General features: G+C 57.2%; 12 protein-coding genes. 5 read left to right on the plus strand and 7 right to left on the minus strand.

The window, feature by feature from the left end:
* The first annotated feature begins 287 nt into the window (after nucleotides 1-287).
* A complete protein-coding gene (locus FCL49_RS18785) occupies nucleotides 288-767 on the plus strand; it encodes a WbuC family cupin fold metalloprotein (RefSeq protein WP_174354704.1) in 480 nt (159 codons plus the stop codon).
* A gap of 42 nt (nucleotides 768-809) precedes the next feature.
* On the opposite strand, the gene uvrD is transcribed toward FCL49_RS18785, so the two are convergent.
* The 6 genes from uvrD to lptM form a co-directional block, all read right to left on the minus strand.
* Nucleotides 810-2,972: a DNA helicase II gene (gene uvrD, locus FCL49_RS18790; protein ID WP_112363631.1), complete on the minus strand. Its 2,163-nt coding sequence runs from the start codon at nucleotides 2,970-2,972 to the stop codon at nucleotides 810-812.
* 77 nt (nucleotides 2,973-3,049) lie between these two features.
* Nucleotides 3,050-3,766 (minus strand): 5-amino-6-(5-phospho-D-ribitylamino)uracil phosphatase YigB, encoded by a 717-nt coding sequence (yigB, locus tag FCL49_RS18795; RefSeq protein WP_112349358.1) that lies wholly within the window; start codon nucleotides 3,764-3,766, stop codon nucleotides 3,050-3,052.
* A complete protein-coding gene (xerC, locus tag FCL49_RS18800; RefSeq protein WP_174354705.1) occupies nucleotides 3,766-4,677 on the minus strand; it encodes a tyrosine recombinase XerC in 912 nt (303 codons plus the stop codon). Before xerC ends, yigB begins: the two co-directional genes overlap by 1 nt.
* Nucleotides 4,674-5,378 (minus strand): DUF484 domain-containing protein, encoded by a 705-nt coding sequence (locus tag FCL49_RS18805; protein ID WP_012004654.1) that lies wholly within the window; start codon nucleotides 5,376-5,378, stop codon nucleotides 4,674-4,676. Before FCL49_RS18805 ends, xerC begins: the two co-directional genes overlap by 4 nt.
* Nucleotides 5,375-6,199, minus strand: coding sequence for a diaminopimelate epimerase (gene dapF / locus FCL49_RS18810; RefSeq protein WP_012004653.1), 825 nt, complete (start codon nucleotides 6,197-6,199; stop codon nucleotides 5,375-5,377). The genes FCL49_RS18805 and dapF overlap by 4 nt, the downstream gene beginning before the upstream one ends.
* Nucleotides 6,200-6,256: 57 nt before the next feature.
* Entirely contained in the window at nucleotides 6,257-6,463 is a 207-nt protein-coding gene (lptM, locus tag FCL49_RS18815; protein WP_017891271.1) for an LPS translocon maturation chaperone LptM, read from the minus strand.
* Between the two features lie 78 nt (nucleotides 6,464-6,541).
* Between lptM and cyaY the strand changes: the two genes are divergently transcribed.
* Nucleotides 6,542-6,862 (plus strand): iron donor protein CyaY, encoded by a 321-nt coding sequence (gene cyaY / locus FCL49_RS18820; protein WP_012004651.1) that lies wholly within the window; start codon nucleotides 6,542-6,544, stop codon nucleotides 6,860-6,862.
* A 47-nt stretch (nucleotides 6,863-6,909) separates the two neighbouring features.
* On the opposite strand, the gene FCL49_RS18825 is transcribed toward cyaY, so the two are convergent.
* Nucleotides 6,910-9,462, minus strand: coding sequence for a class I adenylate cyclase (locus FCL49_RS18825; RefSeq protein WP_174354706.1), 2,553 nt, complete (start codon nucleotides 9,460-9,462; stop codon nucleotides 6,910-6,912).
* A 316-nt stretch (nucleotides 9,463-9,778) separates the two neighbouring features.
* On the opposite strand from FCL49_RS18825, the gene hemC reads away from it, so the two are divergent.
* From hemC to hemX, 3 genes are read left to right on the plus strand one after another with little or no spacing between them, the layout of a single operon-like run.
* Nucleotides 9,779-10,720: a hydroxymethylbilane synthase gene (hemC, locus tag FCL49_RS18830; protein WP_174354707.1), complete on the plus strand. Its 942-nt coding sequence runs from the start codon at nucleotides 9,779-9,781 to the stop codon at nucleotides 10,718-10,720.
* Nucleotides 10,717-11,457 carry a uroporphyrinogen-III synthase gene (gene hemD, locus FCL49_RS18835; RefSeq protein ID WP_135314671.1) on the plus strand — a complete coding sequence of 247 codons (741 nt, stop codon included), beginning with the start codon at nucleotides 10,717-10,719 and terminating at the stop codon, nucleotides 11,455-11,457. Before hemC ends, hemD begins: the two co-directional genes overlap by 4 nt.
* 23 nt (nucleotides 11,458-11,480) lie before the next feature.
* On the plus strand, nucleotides 11,481-12,605 hold the full coding sequence (hemX, locus tag FCL49_RS18840) for a uroporphyrinogen-III C-methyltransferase (RefSeq protein ID WP_174354708.1): 1,125 nt from the start codon (nucleotides 11,481-11,483) through the stop codon (nucleotides 12,603-12,605).

Consider the following 12,605-nt stretch of genomic DNA (forward strand, 5'->3'; position numbering starts at 1 on the left):
ATAGCCTTAGAAGTTGCACCTGTTGTTGTCCAGGTCAGTGAGCCAGTATCTACTGGGTGTGTCCAAGGCGTATGTCCTCATTGATAATAGTGCGCGCATGTTACGCCGAGAAGAAAAAGCCTGTCAACCGGTTAGGCGCGATAATTGCGCAACAATTCATCGCTATAACCTATGGGGAAAAATCAGCAAAATCTGCGATAAAGGGTAACGAAAAAGCTGCGACGATCTCTGACCACGCCCGAGAATGTTGCTAAGATTAGGCCACGATAAGCTTGCGGACTTTACCGATGAAACAAATTACTGCCCACGACCTGACCAGCATGAGTGAACAGGCCGCTACAGTAGCACGCCTGCGCGCGCACCGTACGTTACACGAAGAGTTGAGCGACCCGGTACAGCGCCTGGCGATTGCCATGGAACCCGGCACCTATATCCGCCCCCACCGCCATCCGCAAACCTGGGAGCTGCTGACACCGCTACGCGGCCGTTTTGTGGTGTTGCAGTTTGACGAGGACGGCGTCGTCACCCAACGCACCCTGCTCGGCGAAGAAACCAAAGTGCTGGAGATGCCGGCGTTTACCTGGCATGCCGTGCTGTCGGTTGATCCGGGTGGCGTGGTATTTGAAGTGAAACAGGGGCCTTATCAGGCACTGTCGGAAGAAGACTGCATGCCGTGGGCACCGCAGGAAGGGGCCGAAGGTACCGAAGCAGTAATGCGCTGGTATGCTACCGCGCAGATTGGCGATCGCTATACCCATACTGTTTGATGTCACTCCAGGGGCGATAATTCGCCCCTGCCAGCACCGGCCTTACACCGTTTCCAGACGGGCGTAAGCGGCCACCAGCCACTTGATGCCTTCGCCCGGGAAAGCAATTTGCAGCCGACTGTGTTCGCCGCTGCCTTCCAGATTGACGATGGTCCCTTCACCAAACTTGGGGTGACGCACTCGCTGGCCCAGCTTGTAACCGGTGTCGTTCTCGCTGATCGGCGTACCCATGCGGCGGTGATTTGCCGGCCGTGAGACACTGGCGCGCAAACGCACTTCTTCCACACACTCCTCCGGCAGTTCGCCGATGAAACGTGAAGGCCGGTGATAAACCTCTTTGCCGTACAGACGACGGGTTTCGGCATAGGTCAGCGTCAGTTTCTGCATGGCGCGCGTCAAACCAACGTAGGCCAGGCGGCGCTCTTCTTCCAGCCTGCCACCTTCGTCCAGCGACATCTGGCTTGGGAACATCCCCTCTTCCATGCCGACAATAAACACCTGCGGAAACTCCAGCCCCTTGGCCGAGTGCAGGGTCATTAACTGCACCGCGTCCTGATAAGCATCGGCCTGCCCCTCGCCCGCTTCCAGCGCGGCATGTGACAGAAACGCCTGCAGCGGCATCAGATCCTGATCTTCATCCTGATAACTGTACTGACGCGTTGCCGTCACCAGTTCCTCAAGGTTTTCGATACGCGCCTGACCTTTTTCGCCCTTCTCCTGCTCATACATGATGAACAGCCCCGAGTCGCGGATCACCCGATCGGTCTGGACGTGCAGCGGCATATCGGCGGTTTCGTGCGCCAGTGAGTCCACCAGTTCGGTAAAGCGTTGCAGCGCAGATGCCGCGCGCCCGGCCAGCACCTTGTCCTGCAACAGTGCGCGAGTGGCCTGCCACAGGGTCAATTGACGATCGCGAGCCGTACGACGCACTTCGTCCAGCGTCCGGTCGCCAATACCGCGCGTCGGCGTATTCACCACGCGTTCGAAGGCCGCATCATCGTTGCGGTTGGCGATCAGCCGCAGATAGGCCAGGGCATCCTTGATCTCCTGACGCTCGAAGAAGCGTTGTCCGCCGTAAATACGGTATGGCATCGCCGTTTGCAGCAGCGCCTCTTCCAGCACGCGTGACTGGGCATTGCTGCGATAAAGGATGGCGCAGTCATTCAGCGCACCGCCGTTTTCCTGCCAGGCTTTGATGCGGCCCACCACGAAGCGTGATTCATCCAGTTCGTTGAAGGCACAGTAAACCGAGATCGGCTCGCCTTCGCCGCCTTCGGTCCACAGGTTTTTCCCCATGCGCCCGCCGTTGTTGGCGATCAGGGTATTGGCCGATTTCAGGATATTGCTGGTCGAACGGTAGTTCTGTTCCAGCAATACGCTTTGCGCACCGGGGAAATCCTTCAGGAAGCGTTGGATATTCTCCACCTGAGCGCCGCGCCAGCCGTAGATCGACTGGTCATCGTCACCGACGATCATCACGTTGCTGTTATTGCCGGCCAGCAGGCGGATCCAGGCGTACTGAATGCTGTTGGTATCCTGAAACTCGTCCACCAGCACGTTGGTGAAGCGTTCGCGGTAATGATTGAGGATATGCGGCTTGTTCAGCCACAGCTCATGGGCACGCAGCAACAGTTCGGCAAAGTCCACCAGCCCGGCACGATCGCAGGCTTCCTGGTAGGCCTGGTAAATACGCAGCCAGGTCGCTTCCACCGGGTTGTTGTAGGTTTCAACGTGCTGCGGGCGCAGGCCCTCATCTTTTTTGCCGTTGATGTACCACATTGCCTGACGCGGCGGCCATTGCTTTTCGTCGATATTCAACGCTTTGACGATGCGCTTAAGCAGGCGGAACTGGTCGTCACTGTCGAGAATCTGGAAATCCTGCGGCAGGTTGGCATCCAGATGATGAGCGCGCAGCAGCCGATGAGCCAGACCGTGGAAGGTACCAATCCACATGCCGCCCTGGCTGGTGCCAATCAGGTGTTCGATACGGTGGCGCATTTCCGCCGCCGCCTTGTTGGTGAAGGTCACTGCCATAATGGAGTACGGCGAGCAGTTCTCTACCGCCAGCAGCCAGGCGATGCGATGCACCAGCACCCGGGTTTTACCGCTGCCCGCGCCGGCCAGTACCAACAGGTTGCCACGTGGCGCCGCCACGGCTTCGCGTTGTTTTTCATTCAGGCTGTCGAGCAGATCGGAAACGTCCATAGGCACCATTAATTGGTAAGGGAAAGCGCGTCAGAGACGCGATTCCACTGGGAATTTATACAGAGTTCTGGCAGGGATTATAACAATGCTGTCAGCGATGCCAACTGCGAAATCTCAATATGTGGCAGCAGACGGCTGTCGGCGGCCTGCATCAGGCTGCGCTGGCGGTCGTTGATCCAACAGGCCTGCAGGCCGGAACGCAATGCCCCGGCGACGTCGGTGGTCAAATCATCACCCACGTGAAGAATACGTTCAGGGGCCACCCCCAACCGCTCGGCGGCCAGTTGATACATGTCCTGATAGGGCTTGGCGCGGCCATCCGGCCCGGAGCGCAGCACAAACTGGAAGTAACCGTCCAGCCCGCACAGTGCCGGATCGGCATTGCCGTTGGTGATCGCCACCAGCGGGAAACGTTCACCCAACGCCTTCAGGGTGGCATGGGTCGCGTCCGGTACCTCGATGCGACTGCGCCACAGCGCGAAGTTCTGCATCGCCGCATCGGCCCCGTCGGCGGCTTCGGCATCACGCAGCCCCTGCCGGCTCAGCGCCAAATGGATAGCACGCCAGCGCCACTGGGTGACATCGTGATAAATTTCCGGATCCTGTTCGCGCAGCTCCTGGCGCAGGCGATGAAAATCTGCCGACTGGAAGTGGTTCAGCCCAGGATGGTAGTTCTGCAAAAAAGCCACCGACTGCAGCTCGGTCTGTTTGATCACCGGCCGATTGTCGTACAGCGTGTCGTCCAGATCAAAAGTCAGCGCCGCCAGCGGTCGCAACGGACGATAAAAATGCATCAGGATTTCCCCCGTTTGGCACGTGGATGCGCGGCATCGTACACGTTCGCCAGATGTTGAAAGTCGAGGTGGGTGTAGATTTGGGTGGTGGTCAGATTGGCGTGACCAAGCAGTTCCTGCACCGCACGCAAATCACCGCTCGACTCCAGCATATGGGTGGCAAACGAGTGGCGCAGCTTGTGCGGATGGATATGGCTGTTAACGCCCTGCTTGACGCCCCACTCGGCAAAACGCTTCTGCACGTTGCGGGTCGAGATACGCTTGCCCTGATTGGACAGGAACATGGCATCGTCCGATGGCCCGAACAAATCTCGCATCACCAGCCAATGTTCAAGCCAGGTCACCGCAGTGCGGCCTACCGGCAGCTTGCGTTCCTTGCTGCCCTTACCCAACACCCAGATTTCACCGGCGGCCAGGTCGACATGGCGGCAATCGAGCCCCACCAGTTCCGAAAGACGCAGCCCGGCACCGTACATGACTTCAAGCATGGCGCGATCGCGTACCGCCAACGGATCGTTAAGATCGATATTCAGCAGCTGATTCATTTCATCGACGTCGATATTCTTCGGCAGATGACGGCCGCTGCGTGGCGTTCGGATCCCTTTGGCGGGGTTGGCAATCAGCATACCCTGGCTGACCTGCCAGTCGAGAAAGCTGCGCAACGCCGACAGGCGCAGCGCGAGGCTGGAAGACTGTAATCCGGCCCGTTTGCTGCGCGCCGCAAGCTGTCGGACTTTGGCGGCGTCCAGCAACGGCCACTCCGTGACGCCAATGTCCTGCGCCAACGCCATCAGCGCCTGCAGTTGACGCGAATAACTCAGTTGGGTGAGCGGGCTAAGCTGGCGCTCGACCTTCAGATAGCGCAAAAAAGCGTCCACCGGCTGTTGCAGGCTGGCCGCCAGCGGAGTCATGCGCGTTCGACCCAGCGTTCCAGCAGTTCCGGCAGCATACGCGCCAGTTGATTGAGCATCACAGTACCCATACCCTGCTGGTAGTGTTGCGTATCGCGGCTGCTGAAAATCACCATGCCCAGTTCGCCGTCTTCACCCAACATCGACAGCGCAACTGAACCGACCAACTTGGCCTGGGGCAGCAGCAACAGCAGCTCTGGGCCATTGAGGCTGCCGAGGAAATGCTGTTGGTCACCCAGACGCTGAATGCGCAGCGGTTCGAACGATGAACGCGTCAGGGCAAGGTGGGTGAAATCGGAAGGCGCACCGATTTTCCAGCTTTCAGAAAACAGGCGAATATTGGCGCCGGCCAAACCGAAACCCCGCGCCCAACGCTGCAGGCGATTGAGCATATCCTGCAGGCTGTCGGCGGTGGCCAGATTGGCCTGCAAATGCAGCAAGCTGGCAAACAGCGTTTCGTTGGCGCTGGCCTGCTCCATCAGCAGGGTGATTTCTTCTTCCAGCCGGTTGATATGGTTGCGCTGGCGGGCCAGATGCCACTCGACCAGCGACACGGTACCGCGAACGGGATGGGGAACGCGCATCTGTTCCACCAACCGCGCATTGCGGATAAAGAAATCCGGGTTTTGCAGCAGAAACTGCATCACGGTGTCGTCGTCAAGCTCAATGCCTGCGACAGCCTGGTCCTCAACACTCTTCATAGATGAATAAATCCGTCATATACATGGGTTGCCGGGCCGGTCATAAACAGCGGGCTGCCCGGTCCTTTCCAGCGAATATGCAGGCTGCCGCCCGGCAGTTCTACATGCACCTCTTCTGACAGCAATTCCTGTTGGATCCCCACTGCCACTGCCGCACAGGCACCGCTTCCGCAGGCCTGGGTTTCGCCGGCACCGCGCTCATACACGCGCAATTTGATGTGCTCACGGCTGACAATTTGCATAAAACCAATATTGGCCCGTTCAGGGAAGCGCTCATGCCCTTCCAACACCGGCCCGAGCAATTCCACCTTGGCGGTTTTTACATCATCCACCTGTAAAACACAATGCGGGTTGCCCATCGACACCACGCCGCACAGCACCGTATGTTCCGCCGCGCGCATGATGTAAGTCTTTTCTTCTTTGGTCGCGCGAAAGGGCACCGTCTGCGGATCGAAGTTCGGCTCGCCCATGTTCACACACACCAAATCGTCATCGGTGACACTCAGCACCATACGCCCGGTCTGGGTGCTCACGCGAATATCGCGCTTGTTGGTCAGCCCTTTCAGCCGCACAAAGCGGGCAAAACAGCGAGCGCCGTTGCCGCACTGCGCCACTTCACTGCCGTCGGCGTTAAAAATGCGGTAGTGGAAATCCAGTTCCGGATCGTAAGGCGGTTCTACCACCAGCAGCTGGTCAAAGCCAACGCCCAGATGCCGATCGGCCAAACGGCGGATCAGCTCGGGTGAAAAATAGACATTCTGTGTAACGGCATCGACCACCATAAAGTCGTTGCCCAGACCGTGCATTTTGGAGAACTGCATATCATACTCCGCTATCCGTCTTGGTTTGCGGTGGCCTGTGCCGCCGCAAACAAGGTGTTACTGAGCGCTCATCGACGGTTTTTGCTGAGAGCTGGAAAGTTCCTGCTGATTTTTCTGTACCTGTTCGCCGGTCTGAACCTGAGTGGCCGGTTTCTTAGTGCTGGCCGGATCGGCTGGAGGGAAGTACAGCGGGCCTTTCAGACCACAGCCGGAGAGCCCGGCAAGCAGAACTGCCATCAGCGCATAGCGTAGTTGTTTTTTCATTTGCATTAATGCCTGTAATTCATGCGTCCAAGGTCTCTATAATCGCAGGTGGATCATGAAAAGCAATAGGAATTGAATATGAACGACAGTGAGTTTCACCAGTTGGCCGACCAACTGATGCTTAATATTGAAGAGACACTGGACGATTTTGACGGCGATGCGGATATCGATTACGAAACCAACGGTGGCGTAATGACGTTAAGCTTCGAAAATGGCACCAAAATTGTCATCAATCGCCAGGAGCCTTTGCATCAGGTTTGGCTGGCGACCAAGACCGGCGGCTATCACTTTAACTACCGTGATGGCGTGTGGCTCTGCGATCGCAGCGATCGTGCGTTCTATCCGTTGCTGAGCGAAGCCGCCAGCGCACAGGCCGGCGAAGAAGTGAAATTTGCCTGAAAATAGCCGCAGCTCACAGGGGTTCAGTTGACTGAGCCCCTGCGATGTCAGTGCAGCTGGAACTGCTGTTTCAGCGGCTGAGCCGCGCCGTCGGCCAGCGGAACACACAGGCTCGACAACACGTTACTGCGGAATGGGATCACCTGAGTGCGGCCATCAAGCTGCACTATCTGGTAGAACTGCGGCAAATTGAAGTTGATAAAACTGGAACCGTAGGTGAAACGATCGTGCGAGGAAGAGTAGAAACGGCTGACGTCACGTACCAGCTCTTCTTTACTGCCTTCACAATGGTGATAAACCTCAACCCGGTTCGACTCATCCAGAATATAGATGTTAAAGCCCTTGTCGTCCGAGGTGTCTTCAAAGAAGAATTGAATGATCCCCTCACTGGCGAAACCATCCACTACCGGCGGCAAATGCACCTGATCGGTTTCCACTTTGATCGACAGGCCATGCAATTTGTTGTGGGAAATCGCCCCGTAAAATTCCACCGCGTTTTCCAGTTTTTGCACCGACACGCTCAGCCGTTCAAAGAACAGGCCCCAGGTCTGACCGGCAACCCGTACCGCTTTAAAGCGGCCCGGTTCCAGTCGGGTGCTGGACAAGCGCAGTTCAATGCACTCTGACACCAACTGCTGAATGCGGGTACGGATCAAACCGCGCAGATGCTGGCTGTAGCAGAACACCTCTACCGATTCCGGTGGGGCGGCGTCCTGATGCATTTTGCCAAGAATGGTCTTCAAGGCTTCCAACACCGATTGCTCACCGCTGAAATGCAGAGTACGCACTTCGTTCCAGGAGTTGCGGTACAAGAGATCGATACTGCCCACCAGGCACTGTTGTTGCTGGCCAAAGCTGAACACATCGAGCTTGCGGAAATCGAAATGCACCACCTGATTGCGGAAGGCGGCGGTCGGATCGTTTTCCAGATTGACGATAATCGCCAAATGGCGAATTTCACACGGGCTGTACAAGGCTTTGGGCGTGGGTGCCGCCAGCCGCAGCGGGAAGTGGTGCGACACATCGGCCACCAACTCCTGCAGCTTGGCGGTGTCACACAGGTTGCCGCTCTTGATATGCAAACGGGTCTTCGGCGTCAGCAGGCCGTTGAAATAAGCCCAGGCCACCAGCTTGTTCAGGTAACGGTTATATTCCAGCGGTTGATGGCTGACAATCGAGTCCATGGCCGGCGCCTGGTTGTACAGGTACCAACCGGTGCGGTTGGCGCGGCCAACCGGCACGTGAATAAAGGTTAAGTCGTCTTCTGACAGGTCCGGCGAAATCTGCGGGTTCACCAACGTCACCTTGCCTGGCAGCGCTTCAAACGCGGCGTACAGCTTGCGGGTCAGCACCCCGATATCCTGAGGGCTGGCGCTGACGCTGAGGTTGTTACGACGGGCGAAGCGGATCAGGTTGCGGTAGCTTTGCATCATCGCATCCAACAGTTCGTTGTGCGCTTCCCGCACCCGTTCGATTTTCCAGTTGGCGCGATTATCCAGGATAGCCAGACGCTCTTCGTCCCAGCCCCATTCGCTGACCAGTTGGCTGAGGATCTCACGACGCCAGCCAACGCATGCGTTGGCACGCGACAATTTTTCACAGACTTTCAGGTAGAAACAGCGGCGGACCAGATCGAGGCGGGTGGTATCGTTGATGGCGTTCAGATAATGCGTGACGCGTTCGAGCATCATACAGTAGGCGTCGAGACCAAAGCAGACGATCTCCCCCTGATGCAGGCGCTGTTTGATGTCCATCGCCAACAGTTGAGTATTCGGGTATTCCCAGGAATAAGCTTCCAGCAACAGGGTCTTCAGCACCGCCTTGTAAGGCGAGTCGATACTTTTGTACAACTGCCACAGGCTGGCACCGAAGTATTCTTCCGCCGACAGCGTACCCAAACCACCAAGATCCAGCCATTCGTTCGGCGTTAACGCGCCTTGCGAGTACAGCGACATGACGTACTCATCGTAATGTGCCTCTTCTTCGCCCGGCACCATGTTCCACAATATGCGTTTGCCGGCCAGGCGCACTGCGGTACGGTAAAATTCGTCCAGCAGCAGGATATGTTGGGTAGAACCGCAGTCTTCACCGCCCAGGCTGCCGCTTTCGTTATGGCGGAAGCGGTTTTCATCGATCAGGAAGAAGCTGACTTCGACCCCCATCGACGCCGCCCATTTTTCCAACAGGCTGCATTTCTGCTGCAGGCGATTACGCTCTTCGTTGTCCAGCCAAGACTGGTGGCACACCCAGATGTCGAGATCCGAGCTGCAACTCTGGCCGATCGACGAGGTGCTGCCCATCGAGTAAACCCCGGTAATCGGCAGTTCACCGCTGGCCAGCTTGTCAAACGGGCTGCCCCATTTGTCTTCTAAATCGTTGAGGTAATCTTGCTGGGTTTCATCAGGCGTGTAGATACAAACGCCATGGGGAACGTTACCGTTCAGATAACCTGGCATCAGTGGGTGGTGGTGGTGCAATAAGGTAGGCAGCAGACTGTATACCCGTTGGAACGCGGGCTTCATGGCCGCTAGGGCGCGATCGATTCGTAATTGATTGATCGCATCCAGTCTCTGCTTCAGTGTCTCGATGTAGAGGTACAAGACGTCTCGCCTGATTATCCCGGTATTTAGAAAAAAACCCGTATTCCATAAGCGCCGTTAGTGTTTGAAGAATATTTGGCAACTTATTGCTGGAAACGTGATCAATCTAACACCTTGCTGATTGACCGTAAAGGAAGTAACGCTTCACTATTATTGTAGCGCCACTCCAAACGATTTACCCGCAGTGTTAACTGCCCCAAAACACATCACACGTCCCGTTGATTCCGTTGTCCTTTCTTCGCCTGCGGCTTCTTGCACTGACAGTTTTCACACTCAGTGGTAGGATGAACGGCGAATTATAAAAACGGTAACAAGCATGTTAGACAAAATTATTCGAATTGCCACCCGACAAAGCCCACTTGCTCTCTGGCAGGCACATTATGTGCAGCAGCGCCTGATGGCCAGCCACCCTGGCCTGCAGGTCGAACTGGTGCCAATGGTGACGCGGGGCGACATTATTCTGGATACGCCACTGGCGAAGGTCGGTGGTAAAGGGCTGTTTGTTAAGGAACTTGAGCTGGCGTTACTCGATGGCCGTGCCGATATCGCCGTCCATTCGATGAAAGACGTCCCGGTAGATTTCCCCGCAGGCCTGGGTTTGGTGACCATTTGCGAGCGCGACGATCCACGCGATGCATTTGTATCCAATCGTTTCGCCTCGCTGGATCAACTGCCGCAGGGCAGCGTGGTCGGCACCTCCAGCCTGCGCCGCCAGTGCCAGTTACGTGAGCGTCGTCCGGATCTGATCGTGCGCGATCTGCGCGGCAACGTTGGCACCCGCTTGTCAAAACTGGACAACGGTGATTACGACGCCATTATTCTGGCGGTCGCCGGGCTCAAGCGCCTGGGTCTGGAACAACGCATCCGCAGCCCGCTGAGCCCGGAAGAGTGCTTGCCGGCGGTCGGCCAGGGTGCGGTGGGCATTGAGTGCCGCCTCGACGATGAAACCACCCGTGCACTACTGGCCCCGCTCAATCACGCCGTCACCGAAACCCGTGTTCGTGCCGAACGTGCGATGAATACCCGGCTGGAAGGCGGTTGCCAGGTGCCGATCGGCAGCTATGCCGAACTCGATGGCGACAGCCTGTGGCTGCGCGCACTGGTGGGTTCCCCGGACGGTAGCCAGATGGTGCGCGGCGAACGTCGCGGCCCGGCAGCGCTGGCGGAACAAATGGGCGTTGAGCTGGCGGAAGAGTTGCTGGCACAGGGCGCGCGCGAAATCCTACAGGATGTTTATCAGGGAAATCCTCCGGCATGACGATTCTGGTAACCCGCCCTTCTCCTTCGGGAGAGCAATTGGTCAGCCGACTGCGTGCGCTCGGCCGGGTTGCCTATCATGCCCCGCTGATCGACTTCGCCCCTGGCGGTGACCTGCCCAAACTGCCGCAGGCGTTGCAGCAACTCAATGATGGCGATTTGGTGTTTATCCTGTCGCAGCATTCGGTCAGCTACGCCAACTCGGTGATGGGTCGCGTTGGGCTGCCATGGCCTGCCAGACTGACCTATTATGCTATCGGTCGTAACACCGCACTGGCGATGCACCGCATCAGCAGCCTGCCGGTGGAATATCCACGCGAGCAGGAGATCAGCGAAACGCTGCTTCTGTTGCCGGCGTTGCAGAAGCTGGACGGCAAACAGGCATTGATCCTGCGCGGCAACGGCGGGCGCGAGCTGCTCGGCAACAGCCTGAGTGAGCGCGGCGCCGCCGTCAGCTATTATGAATGTTATCAACGCAGCCCGGTGCACTATGATGGCAGCGAGCAAAGCGCCCACTGGCAACGTGCCGGTGTTGATACGCTGGTAGTCACCAGCGGTGAAATGTTACAACAGCTCTATACTTTAGTTCCTGATTACTACCGTTCATCGTGGCTGTTGCGTTGCCGCCTGGTAGTGGTGAGTGAACGCCTGGCTACCCTCGCCCAGGAATTGGGCTGGAGCACAATTCGGGTAGCTGATAACGCCGATAATGACGCGCTGATCCGCGCGCTACAATAAACCTGACTATGGGATGTGCCACTATGACGGAACAAAATACCCCCTCCGCCCCGGTTGAAGAGCCAACCCCAGTGGCTGATAGCCCCAAGCCACCAGACGCTAACCCGCGTAAAGGTAAAAATACCGGCCCGGTATTGGGCGCTATCGCCATCGTGCTGGTTATTGCCCTGGGCGCGGGTGGCTATTACCACACACATCGACAGGCACAGCAGTTAATCACCGCCAATCAAAACTTGCAGCAGCAGCTTGAAGCACTGAAACAGAGCCAACAGCAGGAAAAAAATGCGCTGGAAGGCCTGTTGCAGCAACAGGGAAAAACGCTGGATGCCGCCGACCGCGAGCAAGCGACCCTGACGCGACAACTGAGTGAACTGCAAGAAAAAGTCGCCATCATCTCCGGCAGCGACGCCAAAACCTGGTTACTGGCGCAGGCTGACTTCCTGGTGAAAATGGCCGGGCGTAAACTGTGGAGCGATCAGGACGTGACTACCGCCGCCGCCCTGCTGAAAAGTGCCGATGCCAGCCTGGCAGACATGAACGATCCGAGCCTGCTCGAGGTTCGCCGGGCCATCACCGAAGACATCAGCACGCTGTCCACCCTGACCCAGGTGGATTTCGACGGTATCATTCTCAAGACCAATCAGTTATCCAATCAGGTTGATAACCTGCGCCTGGCGGATAACGACAGTGACGAAACACCGATGGATCAGGACAGCAATGAGCTATCTAGTTCGATCAGCGAGTGGCGGCAAAACCTGACCAAGAGCTGGCACAACTTTATGGCCGACTTTATTACCGTTCGCCGCCGTGATAGCAGTGCCGAACCCCTGCTGGCTCCGAACCAGGACATTTACCTGCGTGAGAATATCCGTTCGCGCCTGCTGGTTGCCGCTCAGGCGATCCCACGCCACCAGAACGAAGTGTATAAACAGTCGCTGGAAACCATTTCTACCTGGGTCCGCGCCTACTTTGATACCACCGACCCGGCCACGAAAGCTTTCCTGGAAGAGTTGGATGCCCTGAGCCAGCAGTCAATCACCATGGACGTGCCGGACCAGTTGAAAAGCCAGCCACTGCTGGAAAAACTGATGCAGACCCGGGTGCGTAATCTGATGACCCAGTCCCCTGCCGCTCATCAGGAGGGATAA

It is taken from the genome of Serratia proteamaculans (genome assembly GCF_013337185.1).
GTDB classification, from domain to species: Bacteria; Pseudomonadota; Gammaproteobacteria; order Enterobacterales; family Enterobacteriaceae; genus Serratia; species Serratia proteamaculans_D.

Bases quoted from the DNA above. Each gene is read 5' to 3' on its own strand.
- FCL49_RS18785 (WP_174354704.1), top strand. From the start codon at position 288: ATGAAACAAATTACTGCCCACGACCTGACCAGCATGAGTGAACAGGCC.
- uvrD (WP_112363631.1), bottom strand. From the start codon at position 2,972: ATGGACGTTTCCGATCTGCTCGACAGCCTGAATGAAAAACAACGCGAA.
- yigB (WP_112349358.1), bottom strand. From the start codon at position 3,766: ATGCATTTTTATCGTCCGTTGCGACCGCTGGCGGCGCTGACTTTTGAT.
- xerC (WP_174354705.1), bottom strand. From the start codon at position 4,677: ATGACTCCGCTGGCGGCCAGCCTGCAACAGCCGGTGGACGCTTTTTTG.
- FCL49_RS18805 (WP_012004654.1), bottom strand. From the start codon at position 5,378: ATGAAGAGTGTTGAGGACCAGGCTGTCGCAGGCATTGAGCTTGACGAC.
- dapF (WP_012004653.1), bottom strand. From the start codon at position 6,199: ATGCAGTTCTCCAAAATGCACGGTCTGGGCAACGACTTTATGGTGGTC.
- lptM (WP_017891271.1), bottom strand. From the start codon at position 6,463: ATGAAAAAACAACTACGCTATGCGCTGATGGCAGTTCTGCTTGCCGGG.
- cyaY (WP_012004651.1), top strand. From the start codon at position 6,542: ATGAACGACAGTGAGTTTCACCAGTTGGCCGACCAACTGATGCTTAAT.
- hemC (WP_174354707.1), top strand. From the start codon at position 9,779: ATGTTAGACAAAATTATTCGAATTGCCACCCGACAAAGCCCACTTGCT.
- hemD (WP_135314671.1), top strand. From the start codon at position 10,717: ATGACGATTCTGGTAACCCGCCCTTCTCCTTCGGGAGAGCAATTGGTC.
- hemX (WP_174354708.1), top strand. From the start codon at position 11,481: ATGACGGAACAAAATACCCCCTCCGCCCCGGTTGAAGAGCCAACCCCA.